Below are 22426 nucleotides of genomic sequence, written 5' to 3' on the forward strand. Positions count from 1 at the left end.
CTGTCGGTTCTGCTAACCCTTTGGGCTGAGCGACTTGAGTAGGTTTGCCATCTCGATGGCAGTCATCGCGGATTCGAAGCCCTTGTTGCCACCTTTAGCCCCGGCCCGGTCGATGGCCTGTTCGAGGGTATTGGTGGTGAGGACGCCGAAGGCGATGGGGATGCCGGTTTCGAGCGAGACGTGCGCGAGGCCTTTGGCGGCTTCGCCCGCAACATAATCAAAATGAGGGGTTTCCCCTCGGATGACAGCACCCAGGCAGATGACGCCGTCGTGGCGTTTCTGGCGCGCGATTTGTGCGGCGACGACGGGCATTTCCCAGGAGCCGGGGACCTTGGCGATTTCGATATCGGTTGGGGCTACACCGGCGCGACTGAGTGCATCGAGGGCGCCGTTCAGCAACCGTTCGGTGATGAAGCTGTTAAAGCGGCTGACGATGAGGGCGAATTTCAAGCCCTTCCCGTCGAGGTTGCCCTCAAAGACCTTGTGCGACATATGGGATAATTAGGGGACTCTCCCAGTTTACAGCATGGATCCCGCCTACATCAGGAACTTCTCGATCATCGCCCATATCGACCATGGCAAGTCGACTTTGGCAGATCGGTTGCTCGAATATACCGGCGCGCTTTCGCAGCGCGAAATGAAAGAACAAGTCCTTGATTCCATGGATCTGGAGCGTGAGCGCGGCATCACGATCAAAGCCCACGCAGTGCGCCTGGAGTACCACGCCGACGACGGCAATCTGTACCAGTTGAACCTGATCGATACGCCCGGTCACGTGGACTTTACATACGAGGTTTCGCGCAGCCTGCAGGCATGCGAAGGTGCGCTGCTGGTGGTGGATGCGAGCCAGGGTGTCGAGGCGCAGACCCTGGCGAACACTTATCTGGCAATCCATCACAACCTGGAATTGATCCCTGTTATCAACAAGATCGACCTGCCGTCAGCGGAACCGGAACGGATCAAAGAGCAGATCGAAAATATAATCGGGCTGGATGCGAGCGGAGCGGTGCTCGCCAGTGCCAAAAGCGGCATCGGGATCCATGAGATCTGCGAGGCGGTGGTGAAGCGGGTTCCGCACGCCAAGGGCGATCCGGACGCACCGCTGCGGGCCTTGATCTTCGATTCATGGTTCGACCCGTACCGTGGCGTCATTATTCTGACTCGTATCCTCGACGGCAAGGTGAGGAAGGGCCAGAAGATCCGGCTGTGGACGACTGAAACGACATATGAAGTAGACGGGCTTGGCTTCCAGTCGCCGAAGCCGATTCCGTGCGATGAATTGAGCGCGGGCGAGGTTGGCTTCCTGTTCGCGAATATCAAGACGGTGTCGGACGCGAAGATTGGCGACACGATCTACGAGGCGGCACGGCCGATTACGGAACCGCTGCCGGGCTTTGAAGAGATGAAGCCGATGGTGTTCGCGGGTCTGTATCCTATTGAGAGCCATGAACACGGGTTGCTGCGGGATGCTCTCGAGAAGCTGCGGCTGAATGATTCGGCCTTCAACTTCGAGCCTGAGAATTCGGTGGCGCTGGGGTTTGGATTCCGCTGCGGGTTCCTGGGTCTACTACATTTGGAGATTGTGCAGGAGCGGCTGGAGCGCGAGTTCCAGATCGACCTGATCACGACGGCTCCGGGTGTACGGTACCTGATCACGTTGGGTAACGGCGACGTCCTGGAAGTGGACAATCCCACCAAGTGGCCGAATCCGAGCGAGATTATCAAGATCGAAGAGCCAATCATCGACGCGACGGTGATCACCCGGGAAGAGTACCTGGGCGAGATCCTGAAGTTGTTGGAAGAGAAGCGCGGCGACCAGAAGAAGTTCGAGCACATTGGCGGCGGCCGCGTGATGCTGGTGTATGAGATGCCGCTCAACGAAGTCGTGCTCGACTTCTACGACCGGCTGAAGTCAGCTTCGCGGGGCTATGCCTCACTCGACTACCATCTCTCGGGCCATCGCATTTCGCCGATGGTGAAGATGGACGTGCTGGTGGCGGGCGATCCGGTGGATGCGCTGTCGATTATCGTCCACAAGGATTTCGCCTACGACCGCGGCAAGGGGCTGATCGAGCGGCTGCGGAAGCTGATTCCTCGGCAACAGTTCGAAGTGGCGCTGCAGGCGGCGATCGGGGCGAAGATCATTGCTCGCGAGTCGATTGCGGCTTTGCGGAAGAACGTGATTGCCAAGTGCTACGGCGGCGACATTTCGCGCAAGCGGAAGCTGCTGGAAAAGCAAAAAGAAGGCAAGCGCCGGATGAAGCGGGTGGGCCGGGTGGAGATACCGCAGGAGGCGTTCCTGTCGGTGCTGAAGGTGAGCCAGGGCAGCAGCGAAGACTAGGTTTCGCTGCTACTTCGCCAGGCTTTTGAGGCGCTGGCGGACCTCTTCCATCGCTTTGGGGCTAGATAGACCGGAAAAGCTCCAGGCCACGTTTCCATTTCCATCCAGCAGGACTACGAGCGGATCGTCGTCCTTTGGCGGTTTCAGGATCTGGCGCCACTGTTTTTCGCCCTGATAGAGCAGTACAGCGTGATCCTGCTGGGCGGCAGGCATGTCCTTGCGCATGCCGCTGCGGATCATGGGCCGCACGAAGCGCGGCGCGGCTTCCAGCATCGCCACCGACCAGACGGCCTGGCCGTCACGGATTAGCGGATCGGTCCAGGCGCGGGTGGCCTCGCCCGCTTTCTTACTGAAACTCCAGACAAGTATGGCCGGTTTGGCTCCGAAGGCCTGGGGGATGGTGAGTTTGCGTCCTGTCAGGGTCTCAGCCTGGGTTGCGGGCAATGGTTGGCCCACCGCTAAGAACGCTACCGCGGCCGTCAGAACAAAGCCCTGCAGGATCTTCACGGGAGAACCTTCGCTACAGAAGCCGACACTTGGGCGGCGAGCGCATCGTAGCCTTTCGCGTTGAAGTGAACTCCATCTGGGACGTGGTAGTCGGGGTGATCCTTAATCACTTCGAAGAGGTCGTCGACGGGCAGGCCTTCCTGCTTCGCAAACGCCACGGCGAGTTCGTTCCGTTTGATCATGCGGGCGGTCTTGGGCGCAACCTGATCCAGGTGCTCCTTCACGCGGACATCGGTGGTGGTGGCCCAGATGATGCGAGCCTTCGGCGCCAGGCGGCGGAGGGTGGCCAGCATTTCGGGCAGGGCCGCGGCGTAGGCGTCCTCGCTATAACCGTCGCCGTGCATGCCGTTGTTGAAGTGGATGACGTCGAACGCCTGCTCGTGCAGGACGAGGGAGACCTGCTCCAGCAGCGCCGGATCACCGAGGCTCTTGGAAGTGGCCAGCCTGGCTACATAAGCCTTGTCCTTGAGAAGAGTTTCCACCTGTTTGCCATAGCCGCGCGTGATGGAATCGCCAATGAGCAGCACGCGCGGCAGGGCGTGGACATTGGTGTCGGGCATCCAGACATCGAGCCATTCGATGCTCTCGCGGACAATTTGCCCATGGAGGGGGAGCAGCAGGACGGCGAGCAGGAGAAGGGTCTTCATGGGTATGTCGATCATGCTAGCAAGGCACGGAGGTGGCGGCCATGCGCAGAAAAAAACCTGCCACCGCTGTCGATCCCCTGCGCCGTGAATCGACGCAAGGATAGAGCCCAACTGGAAAGGCTGAGGGATGCAGACCGGACCGGGGGGCACGGAAATTCAGAAGGGACGTGACCTAAATGCGATTCATGATGATTGTCAAAGCGAACGCGGATTCAGAGGCGGGCGTGATGCCGAGCCGCGAGTTGATTGAGGCGATGGGACGGTTCAACCAGGAGCTGCTGGATGCCGGAGTTTTGCTGGGCGGAGAAGGCTTGCACAGCAGCGCGAAGGGCGCACGGATTGTGTCATCGGGTGGCGGGAAGACCGTGGTGGACGGACCGTTTCCGGAGACAAAGGAACTGATCGCCGGTTTCTGGCTGTTGAAGGTCAATTCGCGGGAGGAAGCGATCCAATGGGGGTTGAAGTGCCCGGGTCCGATGGAGGGTGAAGAAGGCGTGTTGGAACTCCGCCAGGTCTTCGATGCCTCCGATTTCCCGGCCGATGTGCTGACGCCGGAAGAGGCTGCCCACGAAGAGGCGATGCGGACGCAGCTTGAGAAGACCGCTGGGAAGGTTTAGTTCAGGAGAAGACCATGAAGCTGATCAGCTATCTCACATTTGACGGACAGGCCGAAGAGGCTTTCAAGTTTTACGAAAAAGCCCTGGGCGGCAAGATTACCGCGATGATGCCCCATGCGGGTACGCCGGCCGAGGCGCATGTGCCGAAGGAACAATTGGCGAAGATCATGCATGCGCGCCTGGAGGTTGGCGACCAGGTACTGATGGCGTCGGACGCCATGGTGAATCACTACAAACAGCCGGCCGGCATTTCGGTGTCGGTGAATGTGAAATCCGCCGAGGAGGCGGAGCGCATCTTCAACGCGCTGGCCGATGGAGCGAAAGCGGTGACCATGCCGATTCAGGAGACGTTCTGGTCGCCGAAGTTCGGGATGCTGACCGACCGGTTTGGGATCCCGTGGATGGTGAACTGCGAGCCGGCAAGCTAGAAAGGGTAAAAGGGGGCGCTGTGGTGGCGTCCCCCTTTGGTCTCCGGTGGGGATGCAACCAACCCGCAGTGAGGGAAGACGCGCGGGTGGGGAAGGAGGGTGAGCATGCGATTCATGATGTTGATGATTCCAAAGGGATATGAGGATGCGAAGCCCGGGACGATGCCCGATCCGAAGGCAGTGGAAGCGATGATGGCTTACAACGAGAAACTGCAGAAGGCCGGGGTGCTGTTGGCCTTGGACGGGCTGCACCCGCCGTCGATGGGCGTGCGGGTTTCGTTCAGGGCCGGGCAGCCGGCAGTGACGGATGGTCCGTTTCCCGAGGCGAAGGAAGTGGTGGGCGGCTATTGGATGATCCAGGTGAAATCGCGGGAAGAGGCGATTGAATGGGCGACGCGGTGCCCGGGGTCGGACAGCGAGATGATCGAACTGCGGCAGGTGATGGAGTTCAACGATTTTCCTCCAGATGTAAAAGAAGCGGCGAGAGCGTTTCCGGAAATGCAGGAAAAGACGGGACAGGCAACGTAATCGCCCTGACGCCCTTGCGGGTGCGGCGCGGAAGGTGGTGTGATCGGTAGTTGTGACAGCTACCGATATACACCGGGCGATCGAAGCAGTCTGGCGAATAGAATCGGCGCGGCTGATTGCCGGATTAGCGCGTATTGTGCGCGATGTCGGCGTAGCCGAGGAACTGGCGCAGGATGCGCTGGTGGCGGCGCTGGAGCAATGGCCGGAGTCGGGGGTGCCCCGCAATCCGGGCGCCTGGCTGATGGCTGCGGGCAAGAATCGCGCCATCGACCACCTGCGCCGTAACAAACGCATTGAGCGGAAACACGAAGAGATAGGGATCGAGCTGGAGGCCCGGCAGATGGCCGTGCCGGAAGTGGAAGCTGCGCTGGACGATCCCGTTGGCGACGATCTGCTGCGATTGGTGTTCACAGCCTGCCACCCGGTGCTGGCGCCTGAGGCGCGTGTGGCGCTCACGCTGAGGATGCTGGGCGGCCTGACGACGGGCGAGATCGCGCGTGCCTTCCTGGTCTCAGAATCCACTGTGGCCCAGCGGATTGTGCGGGCGAAGCGGACCCTGGCCGAAAAGCAGGTGCCCTTCGAGGTGCCGCGGGGCGAAGAATTGGCGGCGCGGCTGACTTCGGTCACCGAAGTCATCTACCTGATCTTCAATGAAGGTTATGCGGCGACGGCCGGCGACGACTGGATGCGGCCGGGTCTGTGCGACGACGCGTTGCGGCTGGGGCGTATCCTGGCGGAACTGGCTCCGCAGGAACCAGAAGTGCACGGCCTGGTGGCAATGATGGAATTGCAGGCGTCCCGGGGGCGTGCGCGTGTGGGGCCAAAGGGCGAGCCGGTGTTGCTCTATGAGCAGAACCGGTCGCTGTGGGATCAACTGCTGATCCGGCGCGGGCTGGCTGCGCTCGACCGGGCCTACAAGCTGGGCGAGGCGCAGGATGGTGACGTGGGGCCGTACGTCCTGCAGGCGTCGATTGCGGCGTGCCATGCGAGAGCGAACACGCCTGAACAGACCGACTGGCGGCGGATTGCCATGCTCTACCGCGAACTGGTGCGGCTGCAGCCGTCCCCGGTGGTAGAGCTGAACCGCGCGGTGGCAGTGGGTATGGCGTTCGGGCCGGCCGCCGGCCTGGAATTGGTGGATGCGCTATCGGCGGCGAATGCTTTGGAAAACTATCACCTGCTGCCGAGCGTGAGGGCCGATTTCCTGATGAAGCTGGGCCGGATGGACGAGGCCCGGCTGGAGTTGGAACGGGCGGTATCGCTGGCGCAGAACGGGCGGGAAAAGGCGCTGCTGGCTGAGCGAGTGCAGAAGTGTGTGGCCGCTACTTCTTAGTTGGCGCGGCCTTGGCATACTCGGCCCGGTAGAGGGCAGCTTTGGCGCTATTGCCTGCGGCATCGTAGAGCGTGATCAGATCCTGGCGGGCTGCCTGGAGCCAACTGACCGAAGGGCTGGTCTGCTTCGTTAGGATGGCGTAGCCGGCCAGGATCTCGGTTTCGGCTTCAGGGTACTTCTGCTGGCGTACGAGGGAGCGGCCGAGCTTAATGCGGGCGATGCCGGTGTTCAGATGGCCTGGCGAGAGGGCGGTGGTGAAGCGCTGGACGACGTCGCGGTAGAGATGCTCGGCGCGGGCATTCTCCTTGCGCTCAATGTAGACGCTGGCCAGGTTCGACAGGCCGATGGCGACCAGGTAATGGCGATCTCCGTTCACCTTCCGGTAGATGTCGACTGTGCGGCGGAACTGCGATTCGGCCTCGTCCAGGTGCTTGCGTTTGAGGGCCACCGAGCCTAGCTCATTCAGTGCGGAAGCCACGCGCGGGTGGTTCTGGCCGTAGACGCGTTCCTGGATGGCCATGGATTGCTGCAGCAGGTCGACGGCTTCGTCGAAGCGCTCTTCGCGGACTAGTGCGCGGCCCAGCATGGTGAGGTTGGATGCCGTGGTGTGATTATCCTTGCCATACCAGGACTGGTTGATCTCCAGTGCCTGGCGGTAGAATGCTTCGGCCTCGGGGTAGCGGCCCTGCTCAAACTGAATGGCCCCGAGGTTGATGAGATCTTCCGCGACATGAGGATGACGCGAGCCGTAGAGCTGACGGTGCATGACGAGCACCTTCTGGTTGAGTTCGCCGGATTGGGCGAAGTGTCCGGCATAGAAGTGGACATTGGCCAGTTCGTAGGTGGCGGAAGCCAGTTCGGGGGTGACTTCGCCATCCGAGCGGAGGCGGACGGCCTCTTCGAGGACTTCGATGGCTTTGTCGTAGGAGCCACGCTCACTGAGAACGCGGCCCAGGGCCGAGGCGGCCAGGGCGATGCCGGCGTCGCCGGGCGGAAGAGTGCGGCGGCTCATCTCGAGGCCGTCGCGAACGAGCTTTTCGGCATCGTCGAAGCGCGCCTGGTCGACTCGCAGCAGACCCAGGTCCACGAGACTTTCCGCGACACGGGGATGGCTGGGACCGAACAGGGCCTGGCGGCGTTCCAATGCGAGTTTGAGCAGCGATTCCGACTGAACGAGGTTGTCGAGCTTCTTATAGATGCCGCCGAGGGTCTGGTAGAGGTCGGCCTGGACGGCGGGTTCGGAGTCGAGACCTCGAGCCTCCTGCAGGCCGCGATCGAGCAGGGTAACGACGCGCAGGTCGTCTTTGGGGCCGGCCGCTTCATCTCCGCCTTCAAAGAGCCGGGTCATGAACTGCTGGATGCGCTGGGTGCGGGCGGCTTCGGCTTCGGCCAGGTTGCGAGCTTTCGCCAGGCGGAAGGTGAAGAACGCGATGAGGCCGATGACGGCGGCGGCGGCGAGGGAAGAGGCGACGACGGCGCTACGGTGGCGGCGGATGAACTTGCCGAAGCGGTAGCGCAGGGAGTCTGGCCGGGCGTCGAGCGGTTGGTTGGCGAGGTAGTGATCCACATCGCGGATGAGCGCCTCGACGGAAGCGTAGCGGCGCTGGACATCCCTGTGCATGGCCGTCAGGCACAGGACATCGAGATCGGCCCAGGAGGAGTCGCTGGCCGTGAGGAGAGCAGTTTTGCGGGCCACGGCGGAGGGGCGTTCGGGATCCTGTTGAACCACGAGAGTCTGGGCCTCGGCGGGCGTTCGATTGGAAAGGTCGAAGGGTAGGCGGCTGGCGAGTAATTCGTAAAGGATCACGCCGAGGGCATAGACGTCGTTGTGGATGCTGGCGCGTTCGCCGCGGATCTGTTCGGGCGCGGCATAGGCGGGGGTCATGAGACGGAGCCCGGTCTGGGTGAGGTCGGCCGCGGAGTCGAGCGATTCCTGGTGTTTGGCGATGCCGAAGTCGAGCAGGCGAACTGAGCCATCCGCCTTCACGAGGATGTTGGAGGGTTTGAGGTCCCTGTGAATGACAGCGTGGCCGTGGGCGTACTGGACAGCCTCACACACAGCGCGGAAGAGGTGCAGGCGGCGTTCGATGGAGCAGGCGTGCTGCTGGCAGAAGGCCGTGAGGGGCAACCCCTCGACATATTCCATCGCGAACCAGGGCGTCCCGTCCGGCAGCGTGTCGGCGTCGTAGAGGCGGGCGATGGAGGGGTGGTTGAGTTGGGCGAGGGTTCGCTGTTCCGTCGAGAAACGTTCGCGTCGGGCGGGTGAAAGCCAGGCATCGCGCAGGATCTTGATGGCGACGAGGCTGCGGAGGTCGTCGCGTTCAGCGAGATAGACAACACCCATGCCGCCTTCGCCCAGCAAGGATGTGAGGCGGTAGGGCCCGAACTGACGAGGCTGGGCGGGATCGGATAGCAATAGACCGGCCATGTTGCCCACGGGCTGATCGAGGAGAGAAGACGGGCGGGCATCCTCTTCGAGCAGCGAGAGGACCTCCTGCAGCAGCTCCGTGTCACCGGCGCAGGCGGAGCGCAGATGCGGCAGCCTCGCGGCTTCCGGCAGATCCGCCGTTTCATGAAAGAGGTTCTGGATCCGTTCCAGGCGTGCGCTGTCCAACCGGCCCCCCGAAGGCGAAGAGAATATCAGGCGTTGCGGCGAAGCTCCCGGGCAAGCCAGGCTTTGGCTACCCGCCAGTCGCGGAGGATGGTTGCCTCCGAAACGTTGAGCAAGAGTGCAGTCTCGGCGACGTCCAATCCGCCGAAGAAGCGGCTTTCGACGATGGCGGCCTGGCGCGGGTTGAGCCGGGCTAGGTCCTCAAGCACGTTGTCGAGCGCGAGTACCTGGTCTTCGTAGGGCTTCGTCTGGTCGATGAAGTCCTGTAAGGTTACAAACACAATTCCCTGGTCGCCGCCTCGCTTATTTGCATGACGGCGGCGGGCGGCCTCGACCAGCAACTGGCGCATGGCGCGGGCGGCGATGCGTTTGAAGTGCAGTTGTGATTCGGCGCTGACCCGTGGGGAGTTCGCCATCTTGAGCCAGGCTTCGTTGACGAGGGCCGTGGGGCTGAGTGTGGCGCTGGGATCACCACGGCGGACGGTGGAGGCGAGGCGCCGCAACTCCTCGTAGGTGACGCTGAAGAGATGATCGAGTTCGCGCCGCCGCTCCGCGGTGAGCGGTTCACCGGACTCGACGCCGTCACCTGTGAATGAATTCTCCGAGGACATGACGGTTTTTCCAGGGTCTCTGCGCATTGCGAGGTGGAGGACAGGGGACCCAGAAGACGACTGTGGGCAGAGGCCTGCGACAGGTGTGCCCTGATGCCGCGATGCTAACACCCAAGGATATTCCCATGCAAGCACTTACGTGCAATCCCCGGCCTGCTTGCGCGCGCTGGGCGCGGGCCGGACAGGCACTGACGCTGGCTCTCGTTTTGATGGGCTTGAGCGGCTGCGGAGGAGATTCGGCCGGTGTACGAGCCCCGGCGCGCAGCGGCGACGTATGGGAAGTCGACCGTGCGGCGGGCCGGCCGGACATGCCGGGCGCGGTGCTGGCTTACGTCAACGGGCTGCACCTGATTGTCGTGGACGGCAATGAGGTTTATGCGGGGATGACTCCGATGAAGGCCGAGACGCGGTCGGATGGCGGCCGTGCCATCCAGCTCGCAAACGGCCTGGAGGCGGTGCTGACGCAGGACGGCCCGGACCGGATGCAGCTCAGGTTCTCGAGCGGTGAATCGATTGGATTGCGCAAGAAGGCGGAGGTGAAGTAGCCATGCGGACGACGCGGATAGCGGTGCTGGGCCTGCTGGCGGCGACTACGTTCTATGCGCAGAACGAAGAGGTGGAAAACCAGGCGATCGCACTCGTCTATCACAAGCTGACCGGCGACCCGCTGGATCTGCAGACGGTGGCGCAGAGCAGCGCGGTGGTGCGCAACGCGTCGAGTTTCGACCGGCCGGATGCGGTGAAGACCGAGGCGGCACGGCTGCAGGGCCAGTTGAACGCGGCGGATCCGGGCAAAGAGTTCGTCATGCGCGTGAACGACTCCATCTCGGAGTATGACCACGAGCGCGGCGAATTCTATGTTGTCCTGTTCCGGCCGGGCTACTTCGTGCCGGTGAGCGCGTTTCGGCAGCAGTACCAGTTGGTGTTTGCGAATGTGGAAGGCGCGCGGGCCATTCCCATGCCGAAGGAGGAGGCCCGGAACTTCGATCTGCAATTGCAGAAGCGCTCGCGGCACGTGACGAACGAGATTCATTTCAGGGTGATCGGCAAGGGCGATCCGGCGGGCGGAGTGACGGGCGAACGTGTCATTCGGGCGGAGATTCTGTCGTCGCGGCTGCTGGATATGAACGGCAACGTGGTGTATTTGCCGAAGATCGCGCCCCTGGCGGCCAGCGCTCCGGCGGCTCCGTTCGATGTGGCGAAGGCGGATGTGGCCGGGTTTAAGGTGGGCGTGAAAGTGTCGGACCTCGAAGCGACACTGGCGCGGACGGCCGGCAAGCCTCAGCGGGTGACCCCGAAGAACGGTGTGGACAAGTTCGCGGGCACGCTGGAAGTGAACAGCATGGGGTGCGCGAGCTATGTCGGAAAGCGCAGCCCGAACGTGGGCACGATGTGCGTGGTTGCCTATTTCGACAAGGACGAGATTGTACGGGCGATTCGCGTGGAGCGGCTGTTTCCCTGGTTCGATTCGGAGATCTTCCGGAAGTCGCTCACGCAGAAGTACGGGGCTGTGAGTTCCGCGAGGAACTCAGGGAGCGGGTTGGAGTTGGGCTGGGGCCCTGACGTCAACGAAACGAACCATCCGGAGAAGAACTACTTTCACAGTGCGCTGAGGGCGCAGTACGCGGCGGACGAAGATTTCATGAGCCGCGGCATGAACAGCCTTCCGCGCATCAAGGTGGTTCTGCGCCTGGTGGACGCCCAGTGGGCCTCACAACGGTGATTTCAGGAGGAATTGCAAGATGAAGAAACGATTGAATGGTCTAGTGCCGCTGGGCGCCGCGGCGGTTTTGCTGGCGATGGGGAGCCCGGCTCAGGCGCAGATGGGTCCGCTGTGCGCGGGGCGTAACGCGTGCGCCGAAGTGACGCCGTTCCTGGCGACCATCAACGATTTCCGGACGAGCACGTCAGGGCGGTACAAGGTGCTGACCTCGTCGATCCGGTTCCAGAACAAGACGAACCGGCCGCTGATCCTCGGTTATGTCAGCGGCTCCGGGATTGCGATTGACGATCAGGGCAACCGCTATGCGGCGAGCACGATCCGGGGCATCGGTGAGATCTCGGGGCGCAACGCGGACTCAAAGTTCGTGCTGCAGCCGGGCGAGGCGAGCGACGGGCGGTTTGAGCTGATCTGGGAGCCGACGCGTGGTGTAGTGTTTGGGTTGAGCTTTGAACTGGAACTGACCATCCGCGAGATTGTGCCGCTGCCGGGCAATCAGATCCGCCTGGGGCCGGAACATGCGCTGCACTTCAAGGCGCTGACGAACAACACAAGTTTCAACGCACCGGGGCAGGCCGCGCCGTCGATGGCGCAACCGCCAGCCGTGGCTCCAGCGCCAGTGGGCGTGCCGCATCCGGCCGCCGCTCCGGCCGTCGCCGCGCCGCAGGCTCCGGTGGCCGATGCCTGCGCGGGATTGCAGCGCTGCTATAACGCGGGTCCGTTCATTGCGGAGGTAAAGAGCGTCATCCCCAGCAATGAGAGCCGCTATCACGTAGTTCATTTGAATGTACGGATCCGCAACGTCTCGGGCGAGCAGCTCATACTCGGGTACAAGGCGGGGACGAGCACGGTCATCGACAACCTGGGTCAGCGGTACTATTGGGGCCGGGCAGGCACCTACGATACCAGCGCCACGGGCATTGGTGTGGTGCAGGGCAACAAGGCCGATCCGCAGTTCGTGCTGAATCCCGGGCAGTCTCGCGATGCGACGTTCCGGCTGTTCCGCAACCGGGCGCCCAATGGCGGGGTGGGCAACGCCTACAATTTCGACGTGGCCCTGCAGCAACTGGCCGTGCTCCAAAGCCAGCAGATCCAGACTGTGCGGGAGTACAGCCTGAACTTCCCGAACCTGCCACTGGCCGGAATGGGGGCGGCGCCGGCGCAAAGCGTGGGTGAAGCGACAAAGGCACTGAAGGACATCTTCAAGAAAAAGAAGTAAACGGCGGTTCCCCTCCCGCCGTCCACGGGCAAGGACTGTGATCAGATGATATCTGTCATGGGACTTGCCCGTTTTCTTCTGACCGCAAGCATGGTTTCCCTCTGCCAGGCGCAGAGTTTCGAGATGAAGTCGCCGGATGGGCGGCTGGTCTTCCACATCGAGGGCAACAAGTACCGTGTTCAATATGGGGGACAGCCGCTGATCCTGGAGTCGGCCCTCGGGCTGGTGCTGGACGGCGCAGCCCCGCTGGGTCCGTTTCTGCGAGTGGGCACGGCCACACATACGACCCATTCCTCGCAGTGGAAGCCGGTCTATGGCGAGCGGACGTTGATCCCGGACCGCTATGAAGAGGCGGTTGTTGAATTGCAGGAGACGATCCCGCCGCGGCGATCGCTGCAGTTGATTGTGCGGGCCTATGACGAAGGGCTGGCGTTCCGCTACCGGTTGCCGCAGGCAGGGGCGATTGAAAACGAAGCCACGGAGTTCGCGCTGCCGCCAGGGACTCTCGTTTGGGAAACACACGGAGCGCAGGCGCGGTATGCCAAGGTGCCAGTGGACGATTTGAAGCCAAATGCGGAGCGCCCGCTGACACTGGAGTACGCGAATGGGGTGTTTGCGGCGATCGCGGAGGCCGCGCTCAGCGACTATTCGTCGATGCGGCTGTCGCATCCGGCCAAACGGCCCGGTGTCGTGACGGGGTTACTGGCTGGCGGCGCAATGGCGTCCGAGACGCCCTGGCGCGTCATCCTGGTGGGGCAGAAGCCGGGCGACTTGCTGGAGCACAACTACCTGCTGCTGAATCTGTGTCCGCCCTCACGGATCGCCGACACGTCGTGGATCCGCCCGGGCAAGGTACTGCGGGAAGTCACACTGTCGACGAAGGGCGCGCGCGAAGCGGTGGACTTCGCCGTCCGGCGCGGGCTGAGCTACATCGAATTCGATGCCGGGTGGTACGGGCTCGAATACAGCGACGAGTCGGACGCCTCGCGGGTGCAGGTGGATCCATTGCGGCTGCGGAAGGAACCGGAGTATCAGGGGCTGGACCTGCCGGCGGTGATCGCCTATGCGAAGAGCCGCAAGATCGGGGTGCTGCTCTATGTGAACCGGCGGGCGATCGAACGTCAGCTCGACCAGATTCTGCCGTTGTACGAGAAATGGGGCGTGAGCGGGGTGAAGTACGGTTTCGTGAACACCGGCAGCCAGGGCTGGACGCGTTGGCTGTACGATGCGGTGGCGCAGGCGGCGGCCCATCACCTGATGGTGGACGTTCATGACGAGTTCCGGCCGACTGGTATGAGTCGAACCTGGCCCAATCTCCTGACGCAGGAGGGGATCCGCGGCAACGAGGAGTTTCCCGAGGCGGCGCACAATACAGTGATGCCGTTTACCCGTTACCTCGCCGGAGCGGCTGACTACACCATCTGCTGGTCGACCCCTCGGCTGAAGAACACGGCCGCGCACCAGATGGCGCTGTCGATTTTCTATTACAGCCCGTTCCAGTTCATGTACTGGTATGACCGGCCCGCGGATGTCGACGAAACGAACCCGGCGCTGGCACTATTCGACCATGTGCCGACTGTTTGGGACGAGACGCGCGTCCTGGACGGCCGTCCGGGCGAGTCAGTAGTCATCGCCAGGCGGTCTGGCCAGCGGTGGTTTGTGGGCGGCATTACAAATGACCAGGCGAGGACCATCCATCTGCCACTTTCCTTCCTGCCTGCCGAGGCCCGGATGACAGCCACTGTCTACACGGATGGCGCCACCGCGCGCGAGGTGAGGCTGGAACGGCGAGCTGTGACCGCCCACGACAGCCTGGAACTGCACCTGGCCTCCTCCGGTGGGTTCGCCCTGGAATTACAGTAAGTTGCGCGCCATAGCCGGGCACGCGCCTCGATCCAGGCGGGACTTCATCACCATTTCGAGGTAGGGGAATCCTGCGAGGAATGGGGGTGTGTTCAGTCCCTCCTTAGAACTATCCTTAATAAAAGTCAGGAATTGTCACCCCGCCGAACTGGGTTTGGCCGAGGTGGTCCGCACTGAGCCCCAAGCCGGAATCCGGCCGCGGAGGGTGTGGGTCTATACGAATCTGTTGCAGACCGGAGGGAGCTATGGGATGCAGCACTGTTTCCCGCTACGCCGTAGTTGTGTTCACACTGGTTTTTCTTTGTACCGGTCAACAGGACCGGGCGACACTGACCGGCCGGATCAGCGATGCGTCCGGGGCGCCGGTGCAAAACATCGACCTTGGCATCAAGGCGATTTCGACGAATGCTGAATATGAGACCCGTACGAATGAGGAGGGGCTGTTTACAGTTCCGAACCTGCCGGTTGGCGCCTACCGGTTGACGTTCCGGGGCAGCGGCTTCAAGACGTTGATCCGGGAGCGGGTGGTCCTCAGCGCCGCGCAAGTGGTGCGCATCGATGCCCAGATGCAGTTGGGCATGCTGACGGAATCGGTGGAGGTGACGGCGGAGACTCCGCTGCTGCAGACCGATGCGCCGGACGTCGGCACCGTACTGGGTCATGAGAAGCTCACCAGCCTGCCGCTCAGTTTCAGCGGCGGCCGCTATGCGGAGAATTTCGCTTACAAGCTGACGCCGGGGGTGAGCGGCAACAACTATGAAAGCCGGATCAACGGCAGTGCGGCTTTCTCCAAGGCGGTGGTGCTGGATGGCGCCGACGCGACCATCTACATTGGCGGGCAGTTCGGCGAATCGAGCCCCTCGCTGGAGGCTTTCGAGGAGCTCAAGGTACAGACCTCGGGGATGAGCGCCGAGTTTGGACGCACGGGCGGGGGTGTTTTCAATTTCGTAATGAAATCGGGCACCAACCGGGTGCATGGCTCGGCCGTCGGGTTCCTGCACAACGAATGGATGGACGCCAATTCCTTCGTGAACAACTACTTTGGCCGGCCGCGGCAACGGGATCGCCGCAACAACTGGGGCGGATCGCTGGGCGGGCCGGTGGTGCTGCCGGGTGTCTACAAAGGCAAGGACAGGACATTCTTCTACACGGCGTATGAGCGCTACAAAGAGTCGTATGCGGGCGGCGGTTCGCCCACGGTGACGGTGCCGCTGGACGAGTTTTGGGACGGCAATCTGAGCCGCCTGCTTTCGGGCGCGGTGTTGGGCCAGGATTCACAAGGACGCAATGTCAACCAGGGTGCGATTTACGACCCGGCCTCTACGCGGACGGTGAACGGCCAAGTGGTGCGCGACATCTTTGCCGGCAACGTGATTCCGCAAAGCCGGATTTCAGCCCCGGCGCAGAAGCTGGGGGCGATCTTCCGGCAGCATTACTCGCCGACGGTCAAAGGCGCCGGCGGACTGGTGCCGCTGTTGAACAACTCTTTCTTTCCCGTGTCGAACCAGGCGGGATTCACGCAGAACCAGTTTTCGGTGAAGCTGGACCACTACCTGTCGGCGGCGCACAAGTTGAGCGGGTCGTTTTCCTATATCGACCGGCCGCGCACCATCCTGGATCAGGGCGGGGTGTGGGATTTCAACGACGCCTCCGGCGGACCGCTGTCGCGCGCCCGGCTGCAATGGGTCCGCAGTTGGTATGGGCGTGCCGCCTACGACTGGACGTTGTCACCTTCTGTTTTGAACCATCTGCAGTTGGGCTTCAACCGCCAGCGCAATCCGAGCCTGTCGGCGCACCTGGGTGAGAACGGCGTGTCGGCGCTGGGGCTGAGCGGATTCTCAAAGGAGTTCAACTTCCCTGAGATCCAGTTTGGTTCCAACAACTACCCGGCCAATTACCCCACCTTGGGATTCCAGACGAACGACTTCGGCGCGGGACAGAATTTCCAGGCGATTGATACGGTCTCGTGGGTTCGGAACCGGCATACCCTGCGGGCCGGCGCCGATTGGCGGCGGTCCTATTTGCGGTGGCGGACGGACAATGGACCGGCGGCGATCAGCTTCAGCCAGGCGCAGACGGGGTTACCGGGGTTCACGCAAACGGGCAACGGCTTCGCCAGCATGCTGCTGGGCGAGGTGGCCGGCGCGACGGTCCCGACTCCGACGCCGACAGGCTCGCGGTTCACGAATTTCGCTTTGTTCCTGCAGGACGACTTCCGCGCCACCAGCCGCCTGACGCTCAACCTGGGCGTGCGTTGGGACTACCAGCCGCTGCCGGTGGAACAGTACAACCGGCTGAGCAACTGGAACACGAACGTGGTGGATCCCGTCTGGGGCTTGCCCGGCGCACTGGAATTCGCCAGCGCGGACCGGCGGACGTTTGCTCCGAATCATTACACCGACTTTTCGCCGCGCCTCGGATTCGCCTACCAGGTGAACTCCAAAACCACCGTACGCGGCGCCTACGGGATCTTCTATCTGGCGCGGAACGGGAACGGCTGGTCCGGCGTGCCGTGGGCGCAGACCGCCGGGTTTGGCCAGGAGAATCGCGTCAGCACGACCGTGGACTACCAGGCGGCCTGGAACTGGAACAATCCGTATCCGGGTGTGAATCGTCCCCTGCCGCAGAACGCTTCGCTGGCGAACGGCTCGCCCGGCATCTGGGGCATCGTGAGCTACGATCCCAATGCCGGCAAGAACGGCTACACGCAGCAGTGGAACCTGAACGTCCAACGGGAACTGAGGGCGGGCATCGTCGTGGACGCCGGCTATGTGGGCTCCAAGAGCACCGGGATCCAGGCCAACGAACTGCGGCGGCTGAACCAGTTGGATCCGCGGTTTCTGGCCCTGGGAGACGCCTTGGGGGTGACCGTTTCGAGCCAGGCCGAACTGCCGGCCCCAGTGGCCGCGGCCGGCGGGCGGTACCCTTTCCTGAATGCGGGCATCCGGGTGCCGGCTTACCAGACGCTGCTGCACTATCCGCAGATGTTGGGCACCAACGAGATCAAGAGCGCGGATAGCCCGCTAGGGTTCTCCACCTATCACGCGTTGCAACTGCAGGTGAACAAGCGCTATTCGGGTGGGCTCTCTTTTCTGTGGAACTGCACCTTCTCGAAATCGATCGACAATGTGCGTTCCGCCTTCGGCGATACGTGGGGCGCCAACAGCGGACGTCCGCTGGACTACTACAACCAGCGCTTGGACAAGTCAGTCTCCGATGCGGACCGCTCGCACGTCTTCAAGACGGCTGTGCAATATGAGTTGCCGTTCGGACGGGGCCGGAAGTTCGGGCAATCGCTGCCGGTTGGGCTGGAACTGCTGGCCGGCGGCTGGACACTTCACTACATCGGCACTTACAACAGCGGCTGGGCGCTGGGTGTCAGCGGGTCGGGTACGCCGAATAGCAACTTCGCGACCAATCGCGGCTATGCGCGTAATCCAGACGGGTTGCCGTTGGATACGGGCTGGGACGCGGGCCAACTCGACATGAGCCGCATCAGCCTGCCAGGTACGGCGAACCGTTATGTCAACACACCCTTGCTGGTGAACCCCACCACGCTGGGGCGCTACCAACGGGGCAACACATCCTATAAACTCTCCCAATTGCGGGGTCCGTGGGAGATGTCGGAAGATCTGGCGGTACAAAAGGCGTTTCACCCGGTGGAGGCGGTGCGCCTGCAGGTTCGCGGGGAGTTTCTCAATGCATTCAACAGGACGCTGTGGGGCAATATCAACGTGAACACCGCGAGTCCGTTGTTTGGCCAGGTGGTGGGGAGCAGCGACTGGTTCACTCCACGAAAAATCCAATTGGGGTTGAGGGCTGACTGGTGAGTTTCCACTCTCCCCGCGAAGGGCGCGAAAATTGAGAATCCGTGGTTGAAGCGCGCAACGAGCAGAGCATGTCGAGCAGGCCGGCGCACAGAGCCGGAGCCGTACTGTTGGCGGTTGGCTGTCTGTTCACGGGGTGCTCCCGGCCGCAGGCGAACGAGGCCAAGCCTTCCATCGAGTTCACCATGGTCCCGGCCGTCGGCCCAGGCGGCCCTAAGCTCATCGACGGCATTGCGGGCCGGGTGAAAGGCGCCAAGCCTGGCCAGAAACTGGTGATCTATGCGCGCAGCGGCGTCTGGTGGGTACAGCCCTTCTCCAATACGCCGAACACCGAGATTCTGCCCGACTCCACCTGGAAAAGCCCGACGCACATGGGTACGGATTATGCGGCGCTGCTGGTGGATCGGGATTACTCGCCCGAGCCGACGATGCCGAGCCTGCCGCACCCCGGAGGCAAGATCCATGCCGTCTCCGAGGTGAGTGGTGTGGGTCCGTCGTCGCTGGTCGCGCCATCCCTGCATTTCGGAGGCTACGATTGGAAAGTCAGGGTGCTGCCCAGCGACCGGGGCGGTGCGGCGAACCCCTATTCGGCGAAGAATGTGTGGACGGATGAGCGTGGAATGCTGCACATGCGTATCTCGAAGGGGGTGGACGGGTGGGAGTGCGGTGAACTGTATCTCGAGCGTAGCCTGGGCTACGGATCCTATGTGTTTGTCGTTCGTGAAGTGGCCAAACTGGAGCCTGCATCTGTCCTGGGGTTCTTCACCTGGGACGACCAGGAAGTAGACGAGAACCACAGGGAAATTGATATTGAGATCAGCCGCTGGGGCGACCCGGGATCGAAGAATTCACAGTTTACGATTCAGCCGTACTATGTGCCAGTGAATGTGGTCCGCTACATGTCGCCGCCCGGCCTGATCACATACTCCTTCCGCTGGGAGCCTGGTCGAGTGGCGTTCAAAGCGCAGCGCGGGAATGGACTGCAGGGCGGCGGACCGGTCATTTCGGAGCACGTCTTTTCGTCGGGTGTCCCATCGCCGGGTGGGGAGGCCATTCACCTCAATCTCTATGTCTATGGGAAATCGCGGACGCCTCAACGCAACGAAGCCGAGGTGGTGATTGAGAGGTTCGAGTATCTGCCCTAACCGCACCAGCTTCCGAGGTTGGTACAACGGCCTGCGGCCCTGGCTGCTCGCCGCGGCGGGTGTGTTGTGCCTGGCCGCGCCCGCCATGGCGGTGGATCCGAACCGGGCCATGTCGCAGTATGTTCGCGATCGTTGGGGAACCGAGAGCGGATTTCCCAAAGGAGCAGTGTATGACATCGCACAGACCGCGGACGGGTACCTGTGGTTCGGAACGGAAAAGGGTTTGGTGCGGTTTGACGGTACGTCTTTCCAGCTCATCCGCGATTCGAATTCCAATTTGACCGTCGGCCACGTGCTGGGCCTGATGGGGGACCGGGATGGCGGGCTGTGGGTTCGTTTGCGCCGGCCGACGCTCCTCCGCTACAAGGATGGCCGTTTTGAGAACGTGATGGCCGCCTTGGGGCGTCGCACATCGACAGTCACCGCCATGGGCCGCATGCAGGACGGTGCGCTGCTGGTGTGGGTGCTGGAAGGGGAAGGCAGCGCCATTAAGTATGAGGGCAACCGCTTCGAGACACAGGTCACGACGACTGGACTTTCCCGTTCGCCAGTCATGTCGGTGTCGGAAACGACGCCCGGCACCATCTGGATTGGGACGCGGGACGCGGGTCTGTTTCGTTTGCAGCGGGGCAAGGCGGAGGCGGTGGCCGAAGGGCTGCCCGATCCCAAGATCAATTGCCTGCTCTCCACAAGAGAGGGTCAGCTGTGGGTGGGCACAGATAACGGCATCGCGCATTGGGACGGGCACAAACTGGTCACGGCGAAGCTGCCGGTCTTTCCGGCGCCGGTGCGCGCACTGGCGCTGACTCGCGACCGGGATGAGAACATCTGGGTGGGCACTAACGCCCAGGGGCTCATCCGCCTGAATGCGCACGGCGTTTCGCTGCTGGACGATGTCTCCAAACATAGTTTTGAAGCAGTGACCGCGGTCTTCGAGGATCGCGAAGGCAACATCTGGATGGGCAGCGCCAGCGGCGTGGAGCGCCTGCGCGACAGCGTGTTCGTGACCTACGGTGAACCGGAAGGATTGCCCTCGGAGAATAGCGGGCCAGTGTTTCCCGAGAGTGCAGGCCGGACCTGGTTTGCTCCCGTGGACGGCGGGCTCTACAAGCTGGAGAACGGGAAGGTCTCGGCGGTGCAGGCGGAGGGCCTGGGGCGGGATGTCGTGTACTCCATTGGCGGCGCGCCCGGCGAGTTGTGGGTGGGCCGGCAGCGCGGCGGGTTGACTGGGCTGCGGGTGGAACGTGGCGTCCTCACGGCGAAGACCTACACAAAGGCCAATGGCCTGGCGCAGAACAGCGTCTATGCCGTGCATCGCGGGCGGGACGGGTCAGTCTGGGCCGGCACCTTGAGTGGAGGGGTCAGCCATTTGGAGCATGGACGGTTTACGAACTTCAAAGTGACTGACGGGCTGGCGTCGAATACGGTCTCATCGATTCTCGAGGGTGCCGATGGGACGATGTGGTTCGCCACTCCGCAGGGCCTCAGCGCCCTGGTACAGGGACGCTGGCGCACCTTCTCCAAGAAAGACGGGCTGCCCTCGGAAAGTGTCAGCAGCCTGGCGGAAGATGCGAATGGCGTCCTGTGGATAGGGACCTCGGCGGGGCTCGCCTACTATCGCGGAGGCCGGATTCAGAAGGTGGCGGGTGACTATGCGGCCTTGAAGGAACCTATCCTGGGCCTTGCCATTGACCAGCGCGGTTCCCTTTGGCTTTCGGGCTCGAACCGGGTGCTGAGGGTGCAGTGCGGACTTCTTCTGAAAGGGGCGCCGCCGGCCGAAGCGTTGCGGGAGTTTGGGTGGGCCGATGGGCTGCACAGTGTCGAGGGGGTGAAGCGCCACCGGTCCGTTGCCGCCGATCCGGATGGACGCATCTGGTTCTCGATGAATCGCGGCCTGTCCGTGGTGGACCCGGTCCGCCAGACAATCGTCTCGGCGCCCTCCATCGCTCATATCCAGTCGCTGGCGGCAGACGGGGCGGCGGTGGCCTTGGGGAACCCGGCGCGGGTTCCGGCCAGGCGGCAGCGCATCACGTTCGGCTTCGTCGGCCTGAGCCTGTCGGTGCCGGAGCGGGTACGGTTCCGCTATGCGTTGGATGGGTTCGACCGGGGTTGGAGCGAACCCACACCGGCACACGAAGCTGTCTATACGAATCTCGGGCCGGGCCCCTACCGGTTCCGCGTAATCGCCAGCAATGTCGACGGGGTTTGGAACGGCAATGAGGCCACCCTGAAGTTCGAGATCGAGCCGGCAGTGTGGCAGACATGGTGGTTCCGCCTCTGCGGCGCGGCCCTGTTGATCCTGATGATCGTGGCGCTTTACAGGTTGAGGTTGATGCAGTTGACCGGCCAGTTGAACATGCGGTTCGAAGAACGGCTGGCCGAGCGCACGCGGATCGCGCAGGACCTGCACGATACGTTGCTGCAGGGCTTCCTCAGCGCCTCGATGCAATTGCATGTGGCGGCGGACACTCTGCCGGATGAGTCTCCGGCCAAGACGAGGCTGGAACGGATTCTGAAGCTGATGTCGCAAGTGATCGAGGAGGGGCGGAACGCGGTGCAGGGGCTGCGGTCACAACGCAGCGAGATCCACGACCTGGATCAGGCGTTCTCCCGCATCCAGCAGGAGCTGGGGATCCAGGAGGACATCAATTTCCGGGTGATTGTCCAGGGGCGTCCGCAGTCGATGCATCCGATTCTGCGCGACGAGGTTTACCGCATTGGCCGCGAGGCGGTGGTCAACGCATTCCGCCACGCGCAAGCCAGGAGTATTGAGGTGGAGCTGGAGTACACGGCCAAGCAGTTCCGCTTCCTGGTGCGGGACGACGGCTGCGGCATTGATCCGCATGTGCTGAAGCAAGGGCGTGAAGGGCACTGGGGATTGCCCGGTATGAGAGAGCGGGCGGAGTGGATTGGCGCAAAACTGCATGTCTACAGCAGCCCGACGGCCGGGACCGAAGTCGAGCTGTCGGTGCCGAACCATATCGCGTTCGGCGGGAAACGGACCGGCAGGACCAAAGATTGAGTGAAGG

At 62.7% G+C, this 22426-nt stretch carries 17 protein-coding genes; 12 read left to right on the forward strand and 5 right to left on the reverse strand.

All coding sequences use genetic code 11. The features are described from left to right. Positions 1-12: 12 nt before the first annotated feature. Positions 13-492 (reverse strand): 6,7-dimethyl-8-ribityllumazine synthase, encoded by a 480-nt coding sequence (ribH, locus tag ACR9Y2_RS06985; RefSeq protein WP_435040341.1) that lies wholly within the window; start codon positions 490-492, stop codon positions 13-15. Between the two features lie 34 nt (positions 493-526). On the opposite strand from ribH, the gene lepA reads away from it, so the two are divergent. Then, positions 527-2341, forward strand: coding sequence for a translation elongation factor 4 (lepA, locus tag ACR9Y2_RS06990; protein WP_435040343.1), 1815 nt, complete (start codon positions 527-529; stop codon positions 2339-2341). A 9-nt stretch (positions 2342-2350) separates the two neighbouring features. Here lepA and ACR9Y2_RS06995 read toward each other — a convergent pair whose 3' ends face one another. Both ACR9Y2_RS06995 and ACR9Y2_RS07000 read right to left on the reverse strand, forming a co-directional pair. Then, positions 2351-2848: a hypothetical protein gene (locus ACR9Y2_RS06995; protein ID WP_435040344.1), complete on the reverse strand. Its 498-nt coding sequence runs from the start codon at positions 2846-2848 to the stop codon at positions 2351-2353. Then, entirely contained in the window at positions 2845-3495 is a 651-nt protein-coding gene (locus ACR9Y2_RS07000; protein WP_435040345.1) for an SGNH/GDSL hydrolase family protein, read from the reverse strand. The genes ACR9Y2_RS06995 and ACR9Y2_RS07000 overlap by 4 nt, the downstream gene beginning before the upstream one ends. A 176-nt stretch (positions 3496-3671) precedes the next feature. On the opposite strand from ACR9Y2_RS07000, the gene ACR9Y2_RS07005 reads away from it, so the two are divergent. The 4 genes from ACR9Y2_RS07005 to ACR9Y2_RS07020 all read left to right on the forward strand — a co-directional run bounded on the left by ACR9Y2_RS07005 (position 3672) and on the right by ACR9Y2_RS07020 (position 6401). Beyond that, complete coding sequence (locus ACR9Y2_RS07005) at positions 3672-4112, forward strand: YciI family protein (protein WP_435040346.1); 441 nt, start codon at positions 3672-3674, stop codon at positions 4110-4112. A 14-nt stretch (positions 4113-4126) separates the two neighbouring features. Further along, positions 4127-4540 carry a VOC family protein gene (locus ACR9Y2_RS07010; protein WP_435040347.1) on the forward strand — a complete coding sequence of 138 codons (414 nt, stop codon included), beginning with the start codon at positions 4127-4129 and terminating at the stop codon, positions 4538-4540. Positions 4541-4645: 105 nt separating this feature from the next. Continuing rightward, positions 4646-5068, forward strand: a complete 423-nt coding sequence (locus ACR9Y2_RS07015; RefSeq protein WP_435040348.1) for a YciI family protein — start codon at positions 4646-4648, stop codon at positions 5066-5068. Between the two features lie 52 nt (positions 5069-5120). Beyond that, entirely contained in the window at positions 5121-6401 is a 1281-nt protein-coding gene (locus tag ACR9Y2_RS07020) for an RNA polymerase sigma factor (protein ID WP_435040349.1), read from the forward strand. Here the strand turns inward: ACR9Y2_RS07020 and ACR9Y2_RS07025 are convergent. Continuing rightward, entirely contained in the window at positions 6391-9015 is a 2625-nt protein-coding gene (locus tag ACR9Y2_RS07025; RefSeq protein ID WP_435040350.1) for a tetratricopeptide repeat protein, read from the reverse strand. The two genes, ACR9Y2_RS07020 and ACR9Y2_RS07025, sit on opposite strands and share 11 nt — an antisense overlap. 26 nt (positions 9016-9041) lie before the next feature. After that, the gene (locus ACR9Y2_RS07030) at positions 9042-9623 is read right to left on the reverse strand and encodes an ECF-type sigma factor (RefSeq protein ID WP_435040351.1); all 582 of its coding nucleotides are present in this window, start codon (positions 9621-9623) and stop codon (positions 9042-9044) included. 125 nt (positions 9624-9748) lie between these two features. Here ACR9Y2_RS07030 and ACR9Y2_RS07035 point away from each other — a divergent pair, with 125 nt between their 5' ends. The 7 genes from ACR9Y2_RS07035 (at position 9749) to ACR9Y2_RS07065 (ending at position 22419) form a co-directional block, all read left to right on the forward strand. Continuing rightward, on the forward strand, positions 9749-10168 hold the full coding sequence (locus tag ACR9Y2_RS07035; protein ID WP_435040352.1) for a hypothetical protein: 420 nt from the start codon (positions 9749-9751) through the stop codon (positions 10166-10168). Positions 10169-10170: 2 nt separating this feature from the next. Beyond that, on the forward strand, positions 10171-11346 hold the full coding sequence (locus ACR9Y2_RS07040) for a hypothetical protein (RefSeq protein WP_435040353.1): 1176 nt from the start codon (positions 10171-10173) through the stop codon (positions 11344-11346). 19 nt (positions 11347-11365) lie between these two features. Next, positions 11366-12562 (forward strand): hypothetical protein, encoded by a 1197-nt coding sequence (locus ACR9Y2_RS07045; protein ID WP_435040354.1) that lies wholly within the window; start codon positions 11366-11368, stop codon positions 12560-12562. 57 nt (positions 12563-12619) lie between these two features. After that, entirely contained in the window at positions 12620-14425 is a 1806-nt protein-coding gene (locus ACR9Y2_RS07050; protein ID WP_435040355.1) for a glycoside hydrolase family 97 N-terminal domain-containing protein, read from the forward strand. A 245-nt stretch (positions 14426-14670) separates the two neighbouring features. Continuing rightward, positions 14671-18255, forward strand: coding sequence for a TonB-dependent receptor domain-containing protein (locus ACR9Y2_RS07055; protein ID WP_435040356.1), 3585 nt, complete (start codon positions 14671-14673; stop codon positions 18253-18255). Between the two features lie 41 nt (positions 18256-18296). After that, positions 18297-19397: a glycoside hydrolase family 16 protein gene (locus ACR9Y2_RS07060; protein WP_435040358.1), complete on the forward strand. Its 1101-nt coding sequence runs from the start codon at positions 18297-18299 to the stop codon at positions 19395-19397. Then, positions 19372-22419 (forward strand): sensor histidine kinase, encoded by a 3048-nt coding sequence (locus tag ACR9Y2_RS07065; protein WP_435040359.1) that lies wholly within the window; start codon positions 19372-19374, stop codon positions 22417-22419. The genes ACR9Y2_RS07060 and ACR9Y2_RS07065 overlap by 26 nt, the downstream gene beginning before the upstream one ends. Positions 22420-22426: the final 7 nt, after the last annotated feature.

The organism is Paludibaculum fermentans, assembly GCF_051172195.1.
GTDB classification, from domain to species: Bacteria; Acidobacteriota; Terriglobia; order Bryobacterales; family Bryobacteraceae; genus Paludibaculum; species Paludibaculum fermentans_A.

What these genes read in the sequence shown, in the direction of transcription:
- ribH (WP_435040341.1), bottom strand. Translation starts at nt 492, where the DNA reads ATGTCGCACAAGGTCTTTGAGGGCAACCTCGACGGGAAGGGCTTGAAA.
- ACR9Y2_RS07050 (WP_435040355.1), top strand. Translation starts at nt 12,620, where the DNA reads ATGGGACTTGCCCGTTTTCTTCTGACCGCAAGCATGGTTTCCCTCTGC.
- ACR9Y2_RS07000 (WP_435040345.1), bottom strand. Translation starts at nt 3,495, where the DNA reads ATGAAGACCCTTCTCCTGCTCGCCGTCCTGCTGCTCCCCCTCCATGGG.
- ACR9Y2_RS07030 (WP_435040351.1), bottom strand. Translation starts at nt 9,623, where the DNA reads ATGTCCTCGGAGAATTCATTCACAGGTGACGGCGTCGAGTCCGGTGAA.
- ACR9Y2_RS07045 (WP_435040354.1), top strand. Translation starts at nt 11,366, where the DNA reads ATGAAGAAACGATTGAATGGTCTAGTGCCGCTGGGCGCCGCGGCGGTT.
- ACR9Y2_RS07055 (WP_435040356.1), top strand. Translation starts at nt 14,671, where the DNA reads ATGGGATGCAGCACTGTTTCCCGCTACGCCGTAGTTGTGTTCACACTG.
- ACR9Y2_RS07040 (WP_435040353.1), top strand. Translation starts at nt 10,171, where the DNA reads ATGCGGACGACGCGGATAGCGGTGCTGGGCCTGCTGGCGGCGACTACG.
- lepA (WP_435040343.1), top strand. Translation starts at nt 527, where the DNA reads ATGGATCCCGCCTACATCAGGAACTTCTCGATCATCGCCCATATCGAC.
- ACR9Y2_RS07010 (WP_435040347.1), top strand. Translation starts at nt 4,127, where the DNA reads ATGAAGCTGATCAGCTATCTCACATTTGACGGACAGGCCGAAGAGGCT.
- ACR9Y2_RS07005 (WP_435040346.1), top strand. Translation starts at nt 3,672, where the DNA reads ATGCGATTCATGATGATTGTCAAAGCGAACGCGGATTCAGAGGCGGGC.
- ACR9Y2_RS07035 (WP_435040352.1), top strand. Translation starts at nt 9,749, where the DNA reads ATGCAAGCACTTACGTGCAATCCCCGGCCTGCTTGCGCGCGCTGGGCG.
- ACR9Y2_RS07015 (WP_435040348.1), top strand. Translation starts at nt 4,646, where the DNA reads ATGCGATTCATGATGTTGATGATTCCAAAGGGATATGAGGATGCGAAG.